General features: G+C 48.7%; 19 protein-coding genes. All 19 read left to right on the top strand.

Annotated elements, in window-relative coordinates:
* Positions 1-7: 7 nt before the first annotated feature.
* The 19 genes from VV088_RS06980 to VV088_RS06890 all read left to right on the top strand — a co-directional run bounded on the left by VV088_RS06980 (position 8) and on the right by VV088_RS06890 (position 22,697).
* Positions 8-1,351: an LptM family lipoprotein gene (locus VV088_RS06980; protein ID WP_334599546.1), complete on the top strand. Its 1,344-nt coding sequence runs from the start codon at positions 8-10 to the stop codon at positions 1,349-1,351.
* A 497-nt stretch (positions 1,352-1,848) separates the two neighbouring features.
* Entirely contained in the window at positions 1,849-2,292 is a 444-nt protein-coding gene (locus VV088_RS06975; protein WP_160238217.1) for an RNA polymerase sigma factor, read from the top strand.
* Positions 2,273-2,524, top strand: coding sequence for a helix-turn-helix domain-containing protein (locus VV088_RS06970; protein ID WP_160238216.1), 252 nt, complete (start codon positions 2,273-2,275; stop codon positions 2,522-2,524). The genes VV088_RS06975 and VV088_RS06970 overlap by 20 nt, the downstream gene beginning before the upstream one ends.
* Positions 2,525-2,941: 417 nt before the next feature.
* Positions 2,942-3,145, top strand: a complete 204-nt coding sequence (locus VV088_RS06965) for an excisionase (RefSeq protein WP_334599547.1) — start codon at positions 2,942-2,944, stop codon at positions 3,143-3,145.
* 89 nt (positions 3,146-3,234) lie between these two features.
* Entirely contained in the window at positions 3,235-4,428 is a 1,194-nt protein-coding gene (locus tag VV088_RS06960) for a tyrosine-type recombinase/integrase (protein WP_334599549.1), read from the top strand.
* 164 nt (positions 4,429-4,592) lie between these two features.
* Positions 4,593-4,898, top strand: coding sequence for an SLOG family protein (locus VV088_RS06955; RefSeq protein WP_334600063.1), 306 nt, complete (start codon positions 4,593-4,595; stop codon positions 4,896-4,898).
* Positions 4,899-5,056: 158 nt separating this feature from the next.
* The gene (locus VV088_RS06950) at positions 5,057-7,879 is read left to right on the top strand and encodes an exodeoxyribonuclease III (RefSeq protein WP_334600062.1); all 2,823 of its coding nucleotides are present in this window, start codon (positions 5,057-5,059) and stop codon (positions 7,877-7,879) included.
* Between the two features lie 101 nt (positions 7,880-7,980).
* On the top strand, positions 7,981-8,838 hold the full coding sequence (locus tag VV088_RS06945) for a tyrosine-type recombinase/integrase (RefSeq protein ID WP_334600061.1): 858 nt from the start codon (positions 7,981-7,983) through the stop codon (positions 8,836-8,838).
* A gap of 1,035 nt (positions 8,839-9,873) precedes the next feature.
* Positions 9,874-10,908 carry a ParB N-terminal domain-containing protein gene (locus tag VV088_RS06940; protein ID WP_334600060.1) on the top strand — a complete coding sequence of 345 codons (1,035 nt, stop codon included), beginning with the start codon at positions 9,874-9,876 and terminating at the stop codon, positions 10,906-10,908.
* Between the two features lie 122 nt (positions 10,909-11,030).
* Positions 11,031-12,470 carry an IS5 family transposase gene (locus VV088_RS06935; protein WP_334600059.1) on the top strand — a complete coding sequence of 480 codons (1,440 nt, stop codon included), beginning with the start codon at positions 11,031-11,033 and terminating at the stop codon, positions 12,468-12,470.
* 215 nt (positions 12,471-12,685) lie between these two features.
* A complete protein-coding gene (locus tag VV088_RS06930; protein ID WP_334600058.1) occupies positions 12,686-12,952 on the top strand; it encodes a DUF6870 family protein in 267 nt (88 codons plus the stop codon).
* A 117-nt stretch (positions 12,953-13,069) separates the two neighbouring features.
* Entirely contained in the window at positions 13,070-14,713 is a 1,644-nt protein-coding gene (locus VV088_RS06925) for a recombinase family protein (RefSeq protein WP_334600057.1), read from the top strand.
* Position 14,714: 1 nt separating this feature from the next.
* Positions 14,715-16,421, top strand: a complete 1,707-nt coding sequence (locus VV088_RS06920; RefSeq protein WP_334600056.1) for a recombinase family protein — start codon at positions 14,715-14,717, stop codon at positions 16,419-16,421.
* Positions 16,418-18,073 carry a recombinase family protein gene (locus VV088_RS06915; RefSeq protein ID WP_304954560.1) on the top strand — a complete coding sequence of 552 codons (1,656 nt, stop codon included), beginning with the start codon at positions 16,418-16,420 and terminating at the stop codon, positions 18,071-18,073. The genes VV088_RS06920 and VV088_RS06915 overlap by 4 nt, the downstream gene beginning before the upstream one ends.
* The gene (locus VV088_RS06910) at positions 18,027-18,401 is read left to right on the top strand and encodes a recombinase family protein (protein WP_304954559.1); all 375 of its coding nucleotides are present in this window, start codon (positions 18,027-18,029) and stop codon (positions 18,399-18,401) included. Before VV088_RS06915 ends, VV088_RS06910 begins: the two co-directional genes overlap by 47 nt.
* A gap of 398 nt (positions 18,402-18,799) precedes the next feature.
* A complete protein-coding gene (locus tag VV088_RS06905; RefSeq protein ID WP_334600055.1) occupies positions 18,800-19,234 on the top strand; it encodes a hypothetical protein in 435 nt (144 codons plus the stop codon).
* A gap of 20 nt (positions 19,235-19,254) precedes the next feature.
* The gene (locus VV088_RS06900) at positions 19,255-20,838 is read left to right on the top strand and encodes a recombinase family protein (protein WP_334600054.1); all 1,584 of its coding nucleotides are present in this window, start codon (positions 19,255-19,257) and stop codon (positions 20,836-20,838) included.
* 101 nt (positions 20,839-20,939) lie between these two features.
* Positions 20,940-21,080, top strand: coding sequence for a hypothetical protein (locus VV088_RS06895; RefSeq protein ID WP_325214214.1), 141 nt, complete (start codon positions 20,940-20,942; stop codon positions 21,078-21,080).
* Positions 21,081-21,119: 39 nt separating this feature from the next.
* Positions 21,120-22,697, top strand: coding sequence for a recombinase family protein (locus VV088_RS06890; protein WP_334600053.1), 1,578 nt, complete (start codon positions 21,120-21,122; stop codon positions 22,695-22,697).
* The last annotated feature ends 164 nt before the right edge of the window (positions 22,698-22,861 follow it).

Genomic DNA, 22,861 nt, shown 5'->3' with positions numbered 1-22,861 from the left:
TTTATCAATGAAAAAATACCTATCACTCGTTCTCGCTGCTCTGCTGATCGTGGGTGTGCTGGCAGGCTGTGGAGAACAGGGAAACACCCAGGCCCCTGACAATTCCAGCGCACCCATTCGCGCACAGGCAACGCTCCCGGCTGACGGTTCCTTTACCAGCGAGGAATACGAAAAGTTGCTGGCACTCCGATTTGACGGTTACGAGGAAATGACCGTAGCCGAGTTTCGGGACAGGGTTGGCGCTACAACAGACACAAAGGAATATACCTCTCTCTTTGAACGGCTTTCCCAAAGCGTCGCGCTCCAAGACATGAAAGATACCGATGAAGCCGCCGCGTTCCTTTTCTACACATTGATGCCGCTTACCGATGAAAACTGGCAGACAAAGGCTTTTAATGGTGCTGCCATAACGGAAGCCGATACCAGCGCAATTTTGGAATACGGTTATACGCTCACGATTGCAGATGAAAATACTCTCACGATCCGCGAGTATAACGCCGCGCAAAAGGGAATTACCGATGGGCTCCAAGCCTTTTTGAGCGGCAAAGCTGCCGCCGAGCTGCAAGACGAGGCCGCAATGCAAACGGCAATCGGGAATGAGATTGCAACGCTTACGAAATCGTGGGGGAGCGAAAAACTGGAAATTACGATTGAGTATGTTTTTCGCTGCGAAAATCCGCCGGATGGGACCCCGAACGACAACGACACACCAGCCCCCAATACGGAAACCCGACAATCCGAATATGGTACAAAAGAGGACTACCAATCCCTGCTGGCTTTGAAAACGCCAGACTATGCCAGCATGAGCGTTGCAGATTTCAACGCAAAGTTGCTGGCATGGGCTAACGAGGATTTTAGCCGAATGGAACGGATTGACGCTGATATGCTATGTAATGATTTTCAAGTGAGTTTCAGCGAAGAAGAACTTGCGTTTATTCGACTGACAGTATTTCTGTCTGGAACTGAAAATGGTGAGTTTGTGCAAAGCAATTACACAGGCGACCCTATGGTAGCCCCGGCCTATCAAGAGAGCTTGCCGCAGAAAGTGGATAAGTCCAACGAAAAAGCCCCTATGTGGTGCGACTTTGGCTATCGCTTCTTGTACCACATAGCAAATCAGGAAACGCTGACGGTTGGAGAGCGAGATCGTTGTATCGGCGGCATGATTACCGCCGTAGAGAAGTTTTGGAATGACACAACGCTTGATGATCTGCTCACTATGACGAAAGATGATGTGATTTCCTGCCTTAATTCTTTGGCTGCTGAATACAGCACCGACGACATTGTGATTACCATAAGCGCAGAGCACGTCCATTTCGACCATACGGAGGAACGGCCCGAACTGCCATAACAAGAAAACACCAATCATCTATCTAACAAATATGAAGTTATCTGCCGCACGACGGCAAAAGAAAAAAAGCCGTCGTACAGCAGCCATATCCGCATACCCAAACGCGGCGGCTTTGAGAAATCAAAGCCGCCGTTTTTACCTTGTCGGAATACAAAGTATAACGTCACCCCATCAAACCTACGGCGGCTAAAGGAGGTAGCCGCCATGAAGCGCAACATATATCGCTGGGGTACAATGTTCTTTGACTTATCAAAAAAAGCCCGGCCACCGCCAGGGGACAGCACACCCCAAAGGGTGAACTGTCAGACTACATCTATGCTGCGCACAATTCCTTTGCCCTCGTCTGCATTTTGCGGACGAGGGCATTTTTGTGTTTTCCCGAAAAGATTTTGAGAAATCCGGCCTTTGTTTCCGGCGTATTCAAAACGCTTGGTGTTGAGGGCTTACGAAAGGGGAAGTCATCACCCGCTTTCGCGGTTGCGAAAGGAGGTGAAACCATGAACGAGCCTATTCGTACCCAATGGCAAATCCGTTGCGCCTTTAACGGCTTTTGCAAGCGGACGTTGAAAAACGAAGCCATCAACGCCCACAGGGACACGAAGCGTCAGCAGCTCCGCGAGGTTAGTTTTTCTGACTTGTCCCCGCAAGAGGAAAAACAGCTTTACACCTATGATACCTACTTTGCAGATGATGAAGCTGAAAAGTCCTTTTGCGTGGCGGGAAAGGAGATTACCGCGAAGCTGCTTGCCGAAGCCCTGCGCAGCTTGCCGGAAGAAAAGCGGGACGCCGTATTGCTCTACTACTTCTTTGACATGAGCGACGTGGAGATCGGAAAGCTCCGCGACGTTCCGAGAAGCACAGTCCAGTATCGGCGGACAAGCTCTTTTGAACTGTTAAAACGCTATTTGGAGGAACGCGCCTATGACACAAGCGACTGGTAACACCGAACAGGACGAGCGCGGCTTGTTGCCTTACCCGGTAATCATAGCCGCAACAAAGGGCGACCCGGAAGCTATGGAGATCGTCGTACATCATTACGACAGCTACATAGCGTCCCTGTCTATGCGGAAGCTCCGCGACGAGCGCGGTAACAGCTACTACGGCATAGACGAGGACATACGCGACCGCTTGAGGTCAAAGCTCATGCGGGCTGTCCTGTCATTCAAGGCCTGATTTGAAAAGCAGCGTCCCCCTTTCCGCTGCTCCCAGCTCTGGCCTTGCTGCTGCACCTTGAAAAAGAAAGCGGCGCAAGATAACGGCGGCGCAGCATAGGGCAAATCGGATACGTTCCTTTTGCGCCGAGCCACGCGGCGGGTGCGCCATGACGCTTTTCCCTATGGGAAAAAGCCGAGCGACCAACACCGACGCCGGAAAACAGGCATAGCAGCTTGTAGGCCGCGACGCGCAAAATACATAATGATACTCCTGTATAGCCACAGTCCGAGCGTTAAAAGCGTCGCAGGCAATGGGTACAGCTCCGGCAGACCGTCGGAGGGGTGAAACTCCCGTGAGGTTGCCGCTAACAGCCGTCCGATGATAGCCCCTTTTTTTCGATTCCAACCTTTTAACAGTTTTGAAAGGGGATTATCTATGTGCAATAACGATGTTCCCATTTGGGAAAAGTACACGCTTACCATTGAAGAAGCGTCAAAATATTTTCGTATCGGGGAAAACAAGCTGCGCAAGCTGGCAGAGGAAAACCCCGCTTCTGGCTGGGTGATTATGAACGGCAACCGTATTCAGATCAAGCGGAAGCAGTTTGAAAAAATCATCGACACGCTGGACGTGATTTAAGAAAAAGAACGTGCAAAAGAGCCTTGAATATGCTATAATAAGTGTAGCATATCAAGGCTCTTTCCGTCTTTGGAAAGGAGCAGCGCATTATGTCAGAGAAAAGACGGGACAGCAAAAACCGTATTTTGCGTTCAGGAGAGAGCCAGAGGAAAGACGGGCGATATGCTTACAAATACGTTGATACCTTTGGAAAACCGCAATTCGTCTACGCATGGAAGTTAGTGCCTACGGACAAGACCCCAGCCGGAAAACGGGAGGACATATCCCTACGGGAAAAGGAAAAGGAAATCCAGAAAGACCTTGACGACGGGATAGACCCTATCGGCAAAAAAATGACGGTCTGCCAGCTCTATGCGAAGCAGAACCGCCACCGGGGAAATGTGCGGCACAACACCGTAAAGAGCCAGGAACGGCTGATGAAGCTATTGGAGAGCGACCCGCTGGGCGCGTGTTCGATTGAGAGCGTAAAAATGTCCGACGCGAAAGAATGGGCTTTACGCATGAGAGATCGGGGCATAGCTTACCGAACTATCAGCAATGACAAGCGTTCTCTGAAAGCAGCCTTTTATACGGCGATACAGGACGATTGCATACGCAAGAATCCGTTTGACTTCCAGCTTAACACCGTTCTGGAAGATACGACGGTGCCAAAGGTACCTCTCACGCCAGCGCAGGAAGAAAGCCTACTGGCCTTTGTGGAGAGCGATAGCGTCTATGAGAAATACTATGACGAGATCGTGATACTGCTGGGGACGGGGCTGCGGATTTCCGAGCTTTGCGGGCTGACCGACGCCGACCTTGACTTTGAGGACAGGACAATCAATGTAGACCACCAGCTTCTTAGGAGCAAGGAAACGGGCTACTACATCGAGAAGCCTAAAACGGGAAGCGGTGTCCGGCAAATCCCCATGAGCGAGAAAGTCTATGAAGCATTGAAGCGTGTGCTTGCCAATCGCAAAGGAGCAAAGGATATAGTCGTGGACGGTTACAGCGGTTTCCTATTCCTTAACCGGGACGGCAATCCGAAAACGGCACCGAACTACGACACCATGTTCCGGCTTCTTGTGAAGAAGTACAACAAGTGCCATGAAGAAGCCTTGCCAAAGGTAATGACGCCGCACACGCTCCGGCACACGTTCTGCACCGACTTAGCCAATGCGGGCATGAACCCCAAAGCGTTGCAGTACATCATGGGACACTCCAACATTACCATGACGCTGAACTATTACGCACACGCAACCTACGCTTCCGCAAGGGCTGAAATGGAACGGCTGGCAGCATAGGCAGGACGAGGTTTTACTACTTTCGTACTACCTTTGAGAGCAAAAACCTAAAAACTTTTGAGAGTATATGTGAGCTTCCCCCGACAGCAAAAATGCCGCGAACCCTTGAAAAATCAAGACTTAGCGGCATTTAAGAACTTATAAAGAGATAGTCAAAAATCCCTTTGGATTTTAAACTGCAACATACGATTTCCCAAATCAAATTGATTCTTGTTCTGCCCTGCCTTTCACAGGCGCAGCGATGGAGTAAAAGAGATCAGGAAGTTTATGAGTCAATCAAGGCACAAGCCAATAAAGTGGTCTATACATCTCAGGACTATACCCGGGACTGTATGTTCAGGCGAAACCGCCATCTAGTAGATCACAGCGGAACGTGTATCTGCTATTTGTCAAAGCCGCAGGGCGGGACAGCCTACACTGTGGATTATGCCAAAAAGAAGGGACTTAAAATCACCAACCTCGCGGATTAATACGGCACCGTAAGAAACACTCTTATAGAAAGTCCTCTTTATAGATCTGTGCCTTTGCCACATAAATTCGCATGATTTTGAGACGATACCTATGTGTGATATAATTCAGGTGAATGCTATGACCAGCATAGCAATAATCGCTTTACGGAGGTGTCAGGATGAAGATTATTTCCTGGAATGTCAACGGACTGCGAGCCTGCATAAAAAACAATGCCGTTCGATTCTTTGAAAAGGCGGATGCTGATGTGTATTGCCTTCAGGAAACGAAGGGCATGGCCGACTTCGAGCTTTCTGGTTATTATTCTTTTTGGAATCCAGCCAAACGGCCGGGTTACTCTGGCACGCTCACTCTGTCAAAAGTTGCTCCCTGTTCAGTGCGATATGGTTTTGGAAATGAGAGATTCGATGATGAAGGGCGGCTGATAACGGTTGAATATCCTGGCTTTTATTTGGTCAATGCCTATTTTCCCAACTCACAGCACCGTTTTGACAGGCAAGAATATCGAATGGAGTGGGATGCCGAACTGCTGGTTTTTCTCCAGCAGCTGACAAAGCCTGTTATTCTCTGCGGTGATATGAACGTTGCCAGGGACTATATCGATATTTATCCGGAGAATTTGCGGAATGAAGAAAACCCTCCGGGCTTTTGTTCTGCGGAACGCGAAGGACTTGAAACATTGTTGAATGCCGGATTTGTTGATGTATTTCGTCAATGGTATCCGAAAAGAACAGGAGCTTATACATGGTGGTCTAACCGATTGAACAAAAGGCTTGAAAATCGTGGGTGGCGGTTGGACTACTTTTTAATCTCGAAAAGTATACTCAGCGATGTATGCGGCATTCGGCACTTGACAGATGTGCTTGGCTCCGATCACTGTCCGATTGAATTGACCATCCAAGCCCGTGCTCCACAACGGATAACCTCACAGGATGAGTTGGCGAGAGAATGGAGGGAGATGGACTGGGACCGTGCAGAACGGGAACTGCTTAGATACCAGCAGAGCATTTCCCGGCTGGCATACGTTCGGAATATGGCGGAGGTCACAGAGGTCCAGAAAGTGCTTGTTCGCTCCCGGTGGGCTAAAGCTCTGGCTGTACGTCATGTGATTAAGACAGACTCAGAACCAGGCATTGACGGTGTTAAGTGGACAACAGATGCTGAAAAAATGGAGGCTGTTCTTTCACTAACGTCAAAAGGATATCACGCGCGGCCATATCGCAAAATCATTATAAAGGCTGATGAAAAAGAGCGAGGAATCAACATTCCTGTCTGCTATGACAAAGCTATGCAGGTTCTTTATGCTTACTCCATAGACCCTGCGTCTGAGTCTCTGGCAGATCGGCAATCCTATGCTTTTCGGCAAGGCCGTTCAATTTTTGATGCACACTGTTACATACAGCGCAATTTCAGTGGCGAGAGAGCACCGCGCTTTGCTGTCCGGGCAGATGTACGGAAGTGCTATGACACAATCTCACACAACTGGCTTATAAGAAATATCCCTATTGATAAAAAAGTGCTGGAAGAAACACTTGGAGCGGGTTCAATATATGGGAGTGAGTTGTTCCCTCCCTTAGAGTATGGAATTTCCCAGGGAGCATCTCTATCCCCAATTTTGGGCAATATGACGCTGGACGGTCTTCAAGCTGCTGTATTTGACAGGCTCTACGGAGACAGCCGCATAGATTATGGCGATGGCAGTATGGTAAGGTTCGCTGACGACATCATATTCAGTGCAAGGAGCCGGGAATCTGCCGAGATTATTATGGAGGCCATACAAGAGTTTCTTGCAGTTCGTGGTCTTGAGTTGAACTGGAGCAAAAGCTATATTGTTGATATGGAGGAAGGGTTTGAATTTCTTTCCCGCTGGTATCAGCGTAAGTTCCACGGTTCTTTATTGGTGTGTGAGCCATCAGAGAGAGCAGTTGACAATTTCCAAGCGCGGCTACAACGCTATATTGCCAACTTTAAGGGGTCACAAGTCAAGCTCATAGACGGATTAAATCGCAAACTGGCTGGATGGGGGAATTATCATAGAATTACTGATGCAAGAGAAACGTTTCGCACGATTGATAGCAGCGTGCAAACTTTCCTGCTGGAAAAGGTGCGAAATCTCTACCCAGCTCGTCAAATGGGCCATCTGGTTAATAAGTATTGGGTAGTGGATTGTCAGCATCGCCATGTATTTGCCCTTCCGGATGCGCCCAGCCATTCTGTCTTATTCCTCGCCGATATGAATATTGCTGAGCATATCCCTATAAAGACTGGCTACCAGCCATACTTGGATATAGCCTACTATGAACAGCTAAAGCGACGGCGTGACAATCAGAAGGTGAGCGGACCAGAGCGGAAAGGAATTTGGACACGGCAGGACGGCCGGTGTTTTTACTGTGAGCATCGTATGCTTACAGATCAGGACGTTACACTTGTTGAGGTAAATCCCAAAGCACCGAGCAGAGTATTGAGGTATGCCTATGTCCATGTGGGCTGTGCAGGGTTTGCTCAAGACGAAGCAGAAGAGGAACCGGTTCCGATCCTCGAAAAATTGGAACACGTATCAGAGCTTATTTCTGTTTTGGAACAGCCATACGACGATTTGCGAGATTTTTTCAGACTTTCAACAAAGAACATTATAGTTTTGAAATTCAAAGAAATCGAAAAGATGCTTGGGGAAGAACTGCCTTTGGAGGCTGACGGTGAAGCGTTCTGGACAGACAAGGCGTTGATGACCGAAAGTAGCAATTCTTTATCCGCAGATGACGTTTCTTCGCAAAGTCGGCCAATTTCTGATTGTTGGGAATTCCAGGGATACACTATTCAACATCTTGATCTCGAAAAGAAAAAAATCGTCTTTCGCAGGAAGCAAGAAAACATATCCGGCCTGATAGTTCCTAAATATCTTGTAGAACGTCCTTTGCCAGATGCCGCAATCAGAGAGGCCAATGAGTTTTTCAAAAGGCTAAAGAAAAAATACGGCCTTTGATAGAGGCTCTCCTAATATTTTTTGAACAACATTGAATAGCCCCTCTTATACTCGATACAATAAGCGTTGAACGCATTTTGAATATAAGGGGGACTATTTATATGTACCAAACAAAGGAAGGTCGCAGTTTGACCGCAGAAGCGATCAATGATTATTCTGTTGCTTTACAAGAGGACGAAAAAAGCGTTAGAACCATCCAAAAGTATATCCATGACCTCAATATGGCAGCGGAATATTTTGAGGGAGCTGAATTGACAAAGGCCACTCTGATTGAGTGGAAGAATATGCTGGTAGAGAGGTATGCAGCAGCGACAGTCAACACTGTCTTGGCCGCAATCAACGGGTTCTTGAAGTTTATGGGGTGGAACGACCTGACGATAAAGCCACTGAAAATCCAGCAGTCATTGTTTAGCGTTGAAGAACAGGAACTGACATACGTTGAGTATAAGCAACTGGTTCATGCAGCTGAGAATGCGTGTAACAGACGGCTTTCTTTAGTGATCCAAACAATATGCGCAACTGGTATTCGGGTATCAGAATTGCAATTCATCACTGTTGAGGCCGTGCGAACGGGGCGTACCGAGATTGCTAATAAGGGGAAACGGCGTACTATTTTTTTGCCCGAAAAGCTTAGACGAATTCTGAACAAGTATATTAAAGAAATTGGCATCAAGAATGGGGTGGTGTTTACCACGCGGACAGGAAAGCCTCTGGATCGCTCTAACATCTGGCGCGAAATGAAAGCATTGTGTGAACGTGCAGGGGTTGATCCCCGCAAGGTTTTCCCCCACAACCTTCGGCACTTGTTTGCCAGAACGTATTATAGCATTGAGAAGGATCTGTCCCGTTTGGCTGATATTCTGGGGCACTCAAATATCAATACCACTCGTATTTATACGATGGAAAGTGGTGCTGTCCATGCCTGCCAAATTGAACGGTTGGGGCTAACTATCACATAATTCTTGTTCTGTTGTAACAAGCATCAGCACAGCGGACAATTTTTCCTTTATTATAGCATTGTTTTTTGCAAATTGTGATGAATTTTGGAAAAGGGTATAACAAATCGAGCGAGATAGCTTGTAAATTTTTATCTCGCCATGTTTATTGCGCTATTTAGACTCTATCCGATATATTTTTCTTTTTTCATTTGCAGTATGTAGCGTTCACCTTGCGTAGATTACAACAGAACAAGAATTATGTTGTAGAGCGATGTCAGCAGGCGATATTTATCACCATACAGGAAGGATGCTGTCGCTATGTTGTCAATCAAACGGATATACAGCAAAAGAAGAACCAGCAAAAGGCCACTGCCCGCATAAAAGGCAGTGGCCTCTTCATTGTTTCGACAAAATATGTTTAATCATTCGCTTATACCCTATATCCAGACACGTTTTTATTGCTGCCGGTCGGCACAGGCACATCTGTCAGATGCGCCTGTGCGGGGTGGTAGTGATTACCTACATACTCCGCTGCACCTTGAAAAACAGGGGCTATGATCCCTTATCGTCAGTATGTGAGTCTGGTTCTGTTATGGTATGGCTACAGACGCGAAGACTGCCTGCGGAGTGGGTGTAAGGCGCAAGCCTATTCCCATCCGTAAAAACGATTGTATCAAAGGTACGAGCGGGACCCTTAGCTGTTAAAACGCAAGGCAAAGCGGGAACATACAGAACGTGCGCGAAACCTTATCAATGGGATAAGGTGGGGAAGAACTGTGGGATTGGCATGGGCAGCCTCGTCAACTGCCAAATCACCATCCGTCGGTTCGTGCCGGGTGCCGTCGGCGGCTCACAATATACTCCTGTGCCGGGGCCGGAAGCAAGCGGGCGATCCCGTCGTCTGTGAATACGGCACATATCCTTATAACAACATTATTGATTATGGTATGGCGTGGGTGGCGGTTACTGGAATTGGTTCAAACTAGCAAGTTGAACACAGCAAGGTCCAGTAGTGCCACCCACCTATTCCTATATCAAAAAGAGGAGGTGCGCTGAATGCGTATCCCAATCAACCAAATTAGGGTAAACCCTGGCCGTCGGAAAGCGTTGCCGGAACACATAGAAGAACTTGCAAAAAGCATAGCGGAAATAGGGCTTTTGAACCCTATCACTGTTGACCATGACTTCAACCTGATTGCGGGACTGCATCGTCTGGAAGCCGTGAGGATTCTTGGTTGGTCAGAGATTGAATGTATGGTCAGCAGTTTGGAAGGTTTGCAGGCAGAATTAGCCGAGATTGATGAAAATTTTGTCCGGCGTGGGCTGTCCACGGTGGAGTTTGGAGAACTGCTGCTGCGTCGGAAGGAAATCTATGAGGCGTTGCACCCTGAAACCAAATATAGAATTTCACAAGTAGTTGCCATGAACCGCATCATCGGTAATAACGTGGGCGAAAATTTGTCGTCTACGTCAAAGCCTTTTACTGAAGATACAGCGGATAAGTTGGGCGTAGTCCGTCGAACAGTCGAACGGCAAATTCAAACGGCCAAAAATTTAACACCAGAGGCGAAAGAAATTCTTCGTCATATCGATGTGTCGCGGGAGAATGCTCTGAAAATCTCACGCTTCACGCCTGAGCAACAACGAGAGGCCGCCTGTCTGTTGGCATCTGGAGAAATCAAATCCGCAAATGATTATCTCTTATTAAAAAACGCAACACCAGCAGGCAGTTCACAGCAAGGCAAGGAAAATGTGCCTATAACAAAGGATAGCTCCATGTCAGCGCAGCAAGAACAGACCTCTCCTGCATCCCAAAAGCCGAAATTAGAGGATACGCCCATGACTAATGAGCGGACCAACGTGCTGAAAGCGTGTAAGTCACCTCACCAAGAAAAAGGTGACTGTGCAGAAAAAGCAGAAGATAAGCCAGATGGCTTGGACAAAATTAAGAATAATACCAGGGAACAGGAAATGTCTTCGTCCCAGCCACCGTATTCTCTTGGTGGTGTGAAATATGCAGCATCTATATTTTTTTGTGTGGTATTTTTTGTCATATGCTGCATTGGTTTTTTAATTGTGCCGCTATATTAGGGCCTGCTTCGTAACCTCAAACCGCTTGAAAGACAAGCAATATGGGTTGAAATATGGTAGAATAGGTGCAAGGGAATTGGGGAAAGGCAAGGAAAAAGCTTGCAGTTATGGGGGCGGAGCGGATGTATAAAGACAACAGCCAGATGCGGATTGAGGACTTTGTGTTCCCGTATGGGAAACTGGACCCGGAAAACGATTGGGTAAAACTGGCGGCGCTGGTTCCGTGGGAAGTGGCGGAGGAACGGTATGCAGCCCGCTTCGTGAACAATGGACACCCGGCGCATCCGGCACGGATGGCATTGGGGGCGCTGCTGATCCAGCGGCGGCTGAAATGCAGCGACCAGTGGCTGGTGAAACATGTCGGAGAAAACCCGTATCTGCAATATTTCATCGGCATGAAGGAGTACGGGCCGTGTCCATTCGGGGCGTCCACGCTGGTGGCGTTTCGGAAACGGTTCAGCGGGGAGGACCTGGCAGCAATTCTGGAGGCATCTGTACCAAAAGCGGAGATTGGGAAACAGGATAACTCGGATGACGGGAACGATCCGCCTAACAGCGGGACACTGATTCTGGACGCCACATGCTGCCCCGCAGACATCGCCTATCCTCAGGACATTGATTTACTCAACCAAGCGCGGGAGAAAGCGGAGAAAACGGTGGACGAGCTGTGTAAAGCGGCAGGACAGAAGAAGCCCCGGATGTACCGCCAGTGCGCCCGGAAGGACTACCTGCGTCTGTCCAAAAGCAAGAAGCGCAGTGGGAAAGCGATCCGTTCAGGGATACGCAAACAGCTGCAATACATCCGCCGGGATATGGGTTATATCGCTCAATTGGTTCAAACTGGCGCAAAATTGTCTTCAAAGCAGGCAGACCGTTTGAATATCGTCACTACTGTCTACGAGCAGCAGCGCCTCATGTTTGAATCCAGGACCCACAGTATTCCCCAGCGCATCGTCAGTCTGGCCCAGCCCTGGGTCCGGCCCATCGTGCGGGGAAAAGCCCACGCCAACACCGAGTTTGGCTCAAAACTGCATATCAGCCTGGTGAATGGCTATGCCAGGATCGAACGGCTGGACTTCGAGCCCTTCAACGAATCGGAAGGTCTCTGGCGGGCGGTAGCCCGGTATCGGGAACGCTATGGCTGTTATCCGGAACGCATTCTGGCGGATAAAATCTACCGCAGCCGCCAGACATTGGCCTTTTGCAAAGAGCATGGCATCCGGTTGTCCGGTCCGGCCCTGGGAAAGCCGCCAAAAACTCCCGGCCTGTCCCGCCTAGCGAAGAAATTGGAATATCAGGACAACTGCGACCGCAATACTGTGGAGGGTGTTTTCGGGACGGTCAAGACCGTTTACGGCCTGGACCGCGTCATGGCACACCTACAGGAAACCGCTGTCTGTATGATTGGCGTTGCCCTGCTGCTCTCGAACCTTTCCAGGTCGCTGAGGGTCTCTCTCGCTCTGCTTTGTCTCTTATTTCTGCTTTATTGTTTGCCGAAGTTGCGGAGCAGGCCCTATATTACAATAGAGAACAACAATTCCACTACACCCCCGACCAAGTAGAGTCTTATACTGTCGGTGATTTTGACCAGATGCAAATTCGGAAGATTTACCAGCTTAGTTCCACAGATGATCCGGCCTATATTTCCACAAGGGATTTTGAATTAAACGGTTGGAGCTATCATATGGTGGAAATGGACAAGGAAGAGCAAGACGGCCAGATTACCTATACAGTAATTTTTAACGGAACGAAAATTCGATGATAGGAGGTGCATTGAATGGAGCAGTCTTTGCCCACGGAGCGGGATCTTGAGGCCATGCGGACTGTGGATGTTCATAAGGTTGATCCAGAAACCCTGCATGATATTAGGGATGTGCAGATAAAAACAGAACTTCCCAAGCAAGAGAGGATGCTGGACTTTCTTCGGCAGATTGGAAACCCTTACTGTTACCGGCACGGAAAGTATATCGTAAAAATCAGCTTTTCGGAAACAGATGTTACACTGGAAGACCGGCTGCTTAGCTACATACGGTCTAAATGCTGAAAATTTTTCTGGACAAACGGGGGACGGGCTGATATAATAGAAACACATAGGTGAATTGAATCAGTACCTCCCGCTTGTCCAAGGGCTTACTGTGCCTTTAGACAGGGAGGTTTTCTTATGCCTGAAAACACAATGAAAGTATGGAATACCTACGGGTATGTCCGGCTCTCCCGCGAGGACGGTGATAAAGAGGAGAGCAACAGCGTCAGGGGTCAGAAAGAGTTAATCCGTGACTATCTGCGCCGCGCCCCGGATCTCCGGGAATGCGGAATGAAAGTGGATGACGGTTATACCGGCTCGAATTTCGAGCGGCCCGCGTTCCAGGAGATGATGGCAGACATTAAGGCGGGAAAGATTAACTGCATCGTCGTTAAAGATTTATCCCGTTTTGGCCGTGACCATTTGGAAGCAGGAACGTACATTGAGAAAATTTTTCCCGTCCTCGGTGTGCGGTTTATTGCTATCAATGACCACTACGACAGTCTGCATCGCAATCCAGAGTCGGATGAACTGATTGTTCCTTTCAAAAACCTCGTGAATGAGGCATACTGCCGGGATATTTCCATCAAGACACGTAGCCATTTGGATATCAAACGCCGGAATGGGGATTTTATCGGAGCTTTCCCTATGTATGGATATAGGAAGGACCCGGAAGACCACAACCGCCTGCTGATTGACGAAGAAGCTGCCAGTGTGGTACAGGATATTTTTCAGTGGAAACTGGATGGAATTAGCACACAGGATATTGCCGATAGGCTGAACGCCGCCGGTGTTCCAACGCCGATGGATTACAAAACCTCTCAGGGTATGCGTTACCAGACGAAATTTCGTAAAAAAGCAGACTCCGCCTGGTGTGCCAAGACAATCCTGCGGATATTAAAAAATCCTATTTACATCGGGACACTGGAGCAGGGGCGTGTGACGACCCCAACTTATCGGGTCAAACGTCAGGTCAACCGTCCACGGTCAGAGTGGGCTATCGTGGAGAATAACCATGACGCAATTATTGAGCGCAACGACTTTGAAACTATCCAAAGAGTGCTGGCTCTGGATACACGTACCAGCGTTGGTGGAGCGGCGGTTGAGTTTTTCTCCGGCCTCTTGTTCTGTGGGGAGTGCGGTGCCTCTATGGTACGAAAAACCGTGTCATCGGGAAAGAAAAAATATGTGTACTATATCTGCTCTGCCCATAAACAGGACAAGACCTGCTGCTCAGCCCATCGCCTGCGGGACATTACCCTGAACGAGATCGTGCTGGATTCTTTGAAACAGCAAATCAGTAACGTAATTGACTTGTCTGACCTGCTGAAGATGACCGATACGGCGCAGCTCCGACAGGCTGGTATGCAACGGCTACAAAAGCGGCTCGACCAGAAACGCAAGGAAATTGATCGAGCCCAGTTACTTTTGCAGTCTCTTTATGAGAATCTGGCTGATGGCATCATTGATCGAGACGATTACAAGGACTTGAAAGCGAAGTACACCCGCCGCCGGCAAGAGGCCGAGAATCAGGCGGATGGCATCCGAGAGGAAATGCGTCAAGAACTGGCCGGTTCTTCTGAGAACCGCGAATGGATGAAACAGTTTCGTAAGTACCAGAATGTTACAGAACTGGACAGGGCCGTCGTTGTGACATTGATTGAGCGCATTATGCTGTGCAAAGATCATACCGTTGAAATCGTATTCCGCTGGCAGAACGAGTACCATTGGCTGGTTGACTTGGCTACCCGTCAGGCACATTCCGAACAGGAGGTGGGCTGACGTGGCACGGACGAAACGCAAGGTCAACTATGTGCAGCCTGCAATAGAAGAACCCTCCGCTTCTGCGGCCCGGGTCTATCGGACTGGCGGCTATATCCGCCTTTCCGTGGAAGACAGCGGCAAGCCGGGAGCAGATACAATCTACGCACAGAGAGACCTTGTTTTGAAGTACATTGAAAGCCAGTCGGATATGACCTACTGCGGTATGTACTGCGATAACGGACGGACTGGTACAAATTTTGAAAGGCCGGAATTTGAACGGTTGATGCTTGATATTCGGGAGGGCCGGATTGACTGTGTGGTTGTCAAGGATTTATCCCGATTCGGGAGAAACTATTTAGAAACCGGCAACTATCTGGAACGGATTTTCCCCTTTTTGAATGTAAGATTTGTCGCAGTCAACGATGGTTTTGACACTCTGACCGCTGAACGGAATGCCGATGGCTATATTGTACCGCTGAAAAATATCATCAACGGTGCTTACAGCCGGGACATCTCCAGAAAGTCCAGCTCAGCTTTGGCAACGAAACAGCGTAAAGGGGAGTTCATTGGGTCCTGGGCACCATACGGATACCAGAAGTCCGCCGCAGACAATCATAAGCTGGAATTAAACGCAGAAACCGCCCCTATCGTCCGGATGATTTTCCAATGGCGGGCATCCGGCGTCAGCTATCTGCAAATCGCTCGCAAGCTAAATGAGATGGGGATACCATCCCCATCTCGATACCACTACATGAGAGGGGAGGTTAAGGCAGAACGCTATGCCAATTCAGTTTGGCACGTTCCTATCATTAAGATAATCCTTCAAAGTGAGACCTATCTTGGACATATGGTGCAGGGGCGTACCTACAACAGCCTTCCCGAAGGGAAAAAGCTGTGTAAGCGTCCAAAGTCCGAGTGGGTCATTGTCCCCAATACGCACGAACCGCTTATTGATGAAGAAACCTTCCGCATTGTTCAAGAGATGGCTGAGCAATGCCGTGCTACTCACCAGGAGCGAATTGGTCGCTTTGATAATCTGGGACATATTCCCCACATCCTCCGGGGACTGGTTTTTTGTGCGGACTGCAAAAAACCGATGATCCGTTACAAGAACGTGTCAGAACGGTGTGGGCATCGGTACTACTCCTACATCTGTCTGACGCATTCGGAAAACCCGGCCTCATGCCCCAAAAAGTACCTCAGAGAAACAACTCTGCTGGAAATTCTGTGGGACACTTTACAGCGAGAGATTGCGTTAGCTGGGAATTTGAAGATGGCAACGGAAAAGTATAGCTGTTCCTCCAAAGCGGTTGACCATGAAGATGCGGTCAAACGGGAAATTACTGACGCGAACAGTGCGCTGGAGCGGGCTAAAATGCTCTACGAAAGCCTCTACCAAAACTATGTAGATCACCTGATGTCGGAAGAAGAGTATATGGAACTTCGGTGCCGTTATAAACGGGATATAGAAAACGCAAAAGTCCGCTTGGCTGCCGCCGAACAGCAAAAGCAAAATGAACGGAAGAAAGCCGCAGAAAATCCATGGCTGATTACCTGTGAACGGTATGCGTGTGAGCTGGAGCTGACGAAGGAAATGGCCCATGCACTGATCGAGCGGATAGAGATTGATAGGGACAGCCACGTTTTTATTACACTGCGTTTCCGGGATGAATATGGTGCTTTGCTTCGTCTTTTGAAGGAAGATGGAGAGGCGGTGCTGGAATGAGCATTTATGTGATTGCGGAATATCTGCGGCTGTCCTCTGAGGACGTGGATTTGAAGAACACTCAAAAAACAGAATCCAACAGCATATCAAACCAGCGGGATCTCCTGAATGCACATCTTAAAAAAATCCCGGAGTTTGCGGATGCGGAGGTGGTAGAGTTTTGCGATGACGGCTGGAGCGGAAAAAACTTTGAGCGTCCGGCTGTCCAAGATATGCTTGCCCAAGTACGGCAGGGTAAAATTCAATGCGTGATTGTCAAAGATTTATCTCGTTTGGGGAGAGACTATCTGACCGTTGAGAACTATATCTCCCGTATTTTCCCTTTTCTCGGGGTGCGCTTTATCTCGGTCAATGACGGTATCGACAGCATACGGCCTATGGACGTGGACAATCTGGATACTTCTTTCCGGGCATTGCTGTACGACCTCTATAGCCGGGATTTATCTCGCAAGGTGCGGAGCGCGCAGCGACAGCGGGCGCAGAGAGGCGATTTTGTGTCTCGTTATGCACCGTATGGGTATGTCAAAGATCCGCAGAATAAAAACCACCTGCTCATTGACCCTCCTGCTGCTGAAGTTGTGCACCGCATCTTCCTGATGGTAGGGGATGGACACTCCGCAAGGCAGACAGCGAAAGCACTGAATCGGGATTGCGTGTTGACGCCCATGCTTTATAAAATTGCCGCAGGTTGTACGCAAAAGTCATGGAATAACGTGCAGGCAGAAAACTCCTGGACAGACGCTGCTATTATCCGAGTTGTTCGAGATGAACGATATTTGGGTAAAGTCATTTTTGGGAAACGCTATTATGATATCATAGGTCAAAAACACAGCGTTAAGGTCAGCAAAAAGGACTGGATCATCACGGAACACACCCATGAGGCCATTGTCACGCAAGAAGAATTTGATCGGGCGCAGGCCGCTCTGAAAGAGTATGTGGAGCGGAACGTCTCTTCTGCCTACCGGCCTTTGCGAAAAAAAGTTCGGTGTGGTATCTGTGGCCTTGCCATGATGCGGGTAGAAACAAAGAACCCTTACTTTTTTTGCCGCGCTTCAAAGTGGACGGATGCAAGTCCCTGTGCAGAGGTACAAATATCAGAGCATGATCTTTGGGAAATTATTCTGAATGGCATCCATCTGCGGGCGGCTCTTGCGGTCGATGCTTCGTTGGTTTGGGATGCACAGCATCACCAGGATAAAAGAGATCCCCATGCTATCCTCAAACAGATAAGTAATCTCCGGGATGCACTTGACCAGCAAAAGCATCTGACAGACCAAATTTATGAGTCGTTTGCTTTGGGAGAGATTGACAAGACAAAGTATATCTCTCAAAGGGCCAGTATCAAAGAAGTCATCAATGGTTTGTCCGATAAGATTGCTTTATTGAAAGCAGAGTTAGAATCCAGCAGTGATGGAGTTCGGTTGCAGAACCCCTTTGTAGATGCTTTTAAGAAGTACACTGCCGTTCAGGAACTCACGGATGAAGTTGTTGCAGATGTCTTGACTGTGATTCACATTTTCCCGGATCATAGAGTAGAAATTGAGTGGAACTATCAGGATGAGCTACAGGCACTTATTACTGCTGGGTATTTAGGAGGTGATTGGAATGGAGCAGAAAAGAGCGTGGATTTATTGCAGAGTTGCGTACCCTGATGCCCATGCACTGGCAGTTCAGCAGACCACTTTAGAGGATTATGCTGAACAGCATGGCTTTGAGATTGTGGGAACTACCGCTGAACAGGCCAGTGGGTTTGACTTTTTCCGTAGGGGGCTGTCCGAAGTTTCCAACGCAGTAGCTACTGGTAAAGTTGATGTTCTGCTGATGGCAGACCTCTCCCGCCTTGGGCGAGATGTTGTAAAGGGAGACGCTTATCTGCGCTGGCTCGAAGATCAATTTGTGGAAGTGATTTGTGCTGATGGTACAGTCGCACAGACCACGACAGAGATACTGTACCAACTAATGAGAGCAAGCAGAGAATGAGATAACTCCTCATTATTAGGATGTAGACAGTTGGCGCGCTCAAAACACTGTATATCTCCTTCGACATTACTCCATGTAAAAGCTCCCCAATTCTTGCTTATTCACAAAATGTTTACAAAAAACTATGGGTCCATGCTTGACAGGAGCGAATGAGAAGTATATAGGTGATGGTCAAATAAAGTATCTGGCCATTTAAGCTTTGCCAGAAAATCAAAGAGTTAGCACTAAATCAATAAAATCGAGATGGAAACCAAGTAGACAAGGGAGAAAAAACATCAACATATTATATCTGGTGGCAATTCTGCTGTATTTTCCCCATTTTTGTACTCGTATCTGCTTTGTGCAATATTTATTTTTCAACCAGTACCCAACCAAAAATTTTACAAAGGAGAATACCCATGAATAAAGAAAACAGCTTAAAGAATTTGGTAACTGATCATTATGATGACTTGATTTTTTCACTCAACGCTTGTGGAATTGATTTTCACACTGCAAATTGGAACGCCGAAATCATTAACCAGAACGCATACAAAAGTGCGGGAATCTTGATTGAGGTGGCATCACGGTACATGAAATACGGCGACGATTTTTTACAAACTATCATAGCGGGTTGCCGCAGAGAATCCACAATGATGGACACGATGGAGATGATCTGTGCGGTTTTTGAACATATCAACGCAATGCCGCCGTTGGGGATCATTCAACACATCCTTCACCCGGAATTGCTGAAAATCTATTGTGCAGACTTGGTGAAGTGGCTGAAAAAATATTTGAGAAATGCGTCGGACTGTATTTCCCTGCATCCAGGCTTTATGGTAAAATCCTTAAAATAGAGAACGATGGGAGAATACAAATGAAACGCTGGAAGGCTGCCGCTTATTTGAGAACATCCAGAGGTGTTCAAGAGGACCCAAGCAATACGATCCACACTCAACTGTCAATTATTATGGATCATATCAGCCGGTTTGAAAACATTGAATTGTGCTCCGTCAAGGTCGACAACGGCCGGACTGGTTTGAATTTTAACCGTCCGGCCTACCAAGAGATGATGCAGGAGATCGAAGCTAGCAAGATAAACTGCGTTATCGTAAAAGACCTGTCCCGATTCAGCCGAAATTATTTGGATGCTGGCGATATGCTGTTCCGGGAATTCACTGAAAAGAATGTGCGGTTTATTGCCATCCAGGATGATATTGACATGCTGTATCTGCGCCAAAACCAGCAGGACTTTTTTATCCCGGTCCGCACCCTGATCAATCAGGCCTACAGCATGGATTTGTCAAAGAAGATTTCCAGCCAGCTCAAGGTCAAACGGGAACGGGGAGAATATATGGGTAGCAATCCGGTGTATGGGTATAAACGGAACCCGCTGAACCGGTATCAACTTATTGTGGATGAACCTGCGGCGGCGGTCATCTGGGACATTTTTCAGTGGAGACTGGAGGGTATGAGTGCCGACCGAATTGCGGGCAGGCTCAACCAATTAGGGATTCTGAGCCCTGCGGAGCACAAGCGAAAATCTGGGTCAAATTGCACATATGCATTTCAGAAGAAGGATATTCCGCTCTGGTCTGCCGGGCCTGTGATACGGATATTGAAAAACCGCGTCTATACAGGCACATTGGAGCAGGGAAAAACAAAATCAAATCCATTTTGCCACAAATTTTCAAAACAACTTCCAGAAGGTGAGTGGGCCGTCAAAGCAAAAGCCCATGAGGCGATCATATCAGAGGAGTGTTTCCGTGCGGTAGAACGCCTCCTCAAAACGGACAGCAGAATTTCACCGCGTGCAAAAAGGACCTATTTGCTCTCCGGACTTGTCCGATGTGCGGCTTGTCACAATGCGCTGACCAGGCAGCCGGTGGGGAAATATACCTATTACCGCTGCTCTCTGGAGAAGGACGGGACTGGAAGCTGTGCTGGCTGTCGTATGCCGGCTGAGAAATTGGAAGCAGCCGTACAGCAGAAGGTTCAAGAACATATCGAACAGGTCGTATCGTTATGTAACATGATCACTACCAATGACTTGGGGGACAAGCTCCACCGGCAGATCCTACAGTTGCAGACTCAAATTGAAGAAGTTGACCGGGCGGCGGAAAGACAGCAATTTTTGATTGCAAGTCTGGAGCCGAATATAGCGGACGGCATCATTACATCGGAAGAGGCGGATAAACTGTGCAGCAGTTTTCAGGACGAACTGGACATATTGGGACAGCAGAAACAGAAAATTCGGGAGGAGATCCAAAGAATTGAGGACAGAACGATCCTTGAATGTGAGTGGGCGAAACAATTTACGCCTTATGCGGGCCAGACGGAGTTCTCGCGAAAAGATGTGGCAATGTTGGTAGAGTCGATTTTTCTGCACAAGGACAAGCGGATCGAGCTCCATTTTGTCCATGACCACGAATTTGAATATATCCGGCAAATGCTGGAGTGATTTGAGAAAAGCGATGGGCTGAGTGCTCATCGCTTTTGTTTTGCGCAAGCGGAGATTACTGCCCGCATATAGTTTACCAATCTGAATCAGGAGGTGTTCCATTGAAGACGCAGGAAATCATGTTGACGTGCCGCTATGCCGAGGAAGAAATCAGTATTGCTCAAATCATTCAAAAGTCCTTTGAAATTTTTCTCAAAAAAGAGTTGAGAATTGTTGAAAAACACCTGTGTGTTACCGTATAACAAGTATGATGAATGGCCGCTTATCTCAGGAGGCATAACATGTACTTAGAGATAAGCAATCCCATGGACTACCATGCGGCATTGTACATCAGATTATCAAAGGAGGATGAGAGCGAAGGCCCATCCGAGAGCGTCAACAACCAGCAGTCTCTGCTCAATGAGTTTGTCCAGCAACACCGCCTCAGCGTCTACGATACCTACATCGACGACGGCTGGAGCGGGACCAACTTCGACCGCCCGAATTTCCAGCGCATGATCGCCGACATTGAGGCCCGGAAAGTCAATATGGTCATTACAAAGGATCTGAGCCGCCTGGGCCGCGACTACATCCTCACTGGCCACTACATGGAGCGGTACTTCCCGGAGCACCGGGTGCGTTACATCTCCCTGCTGGATGGCATCGACACCGGAGTGGATTCCACCGCCAACGACATCACGCCCTTCCGTGCCATCATGAACGATATGTACGCCAAGGACATCTCCAAAAAGATTTCCAGCGTCAAACACGACAAGCAGCGCAAGGGCCTGTTCATCGGTGGCAAACCGGTCTACGGCTACAAGATGCACCCCACCGAGAAGAACAAAATTGTTATCGACGAGGATGCGGCTCCCATGGTTCAGCGAATTTTCGGTATGGCCCTGGAGGGAATCAGCTGCCGCCAGATCGCCACCCAACTCAACGCGGAGGGCCTCCCCACCCCGGCCACCTATGCAGGATTGCCTGTGCCAAACTCCGGTCCTTACACTGGCCTGTGGAGCAGTGAGCGCATCTCCGATATGCTGCAAAATGAGACCTACATTGGCAGCATGGTCCAGGGCCGCACCCGGAAGATCAACTACAAGTCCAAGAAGTGCATCAAGCAGGACCGCCGGGACTGGGTAGTGGTGGAGGGCACCCACGAGCCTATCATTGACCGGGAGACCTTCGACAAGGTACGGGCCCTGGTCAACAGCCGCAGACATACCCGCAGCCGGACTTATGATTTTCTGCTGAAGGGTCTGATCTTCTGCCACGAGTGTGGCTACCCGCTGGCGGTGCTCAACCGCAAGAATGCGGCAGGGGAGGATAAGCTGTATTTCGTCTGCCGAACCTACCAGCGTTTCACCAAGGCGGGCGTCTGTACCAGCCACACGATCAAAGAGCAGACGGTGACCCAGGCAGTAATCAAGAAGGTACAGGAGGTTTGCCGGGACTATTTGCGTGCTGACCAACTGCTGCCCGCGGCCAAGCGGGAAGTAGCAAAGGCTCTGGCAGAGGCGGACAATGAGAAGGAGATCAACTCCCTCAAGGCCAAAATTGACAGCCTGACCATCCATCTGGACAAGGTTTACATGGATAAGCTCGGCGGCATCCTGGACGAAGCCGACTTCCAACGCATCTACACCAAGGTCAAGGCTGACCGCGCCGCCCTGGAGCAACGCCTCAGCCAGCTGGACCGTCCAGACTACTCTCCAGCGGAGCAGGTGGACTTGGCAAAAAAACTGGTGGAACGGTTCCTGGAAACCGCATCCACCAATCGGGAGCTGCTGGTCAGCCTGATCGAACGGGTGGAGCTGACCGCCGCCAAGCAAATCATCATCAAGTTCCGCTTCCGTCAGTTGGAGGCGAATTCTTAGGGGCATTCGCTTACAATAAGTGGGGCGCGATGTATCCCGCATTGAGAAAAAGGCGCTGGAAAAGCTGCAGGCAGGGATGGAGGGCTGGTCCCCTTAAGCCGGCTGGGGGAGACATAAATGATATAAAGATACTGATAAGATTTCGGAGAAAACGCGCCCAAACA

It is taken from the genome of Lawsonibacter sp. JLR.KK007 (assembly GCF_036941135.1).
Taxonomy (GTDB): domain Bacteria; phylum Bacillota; class Clostridia; order Oscillospirales; family Oscillospiraceae; genus Lawsonibacter.
The sequence above is the reverse complement of the archived record's forward strand: the minus strand, read 5'-3'. Positions and strand labels throughout refer to the sequence as shown.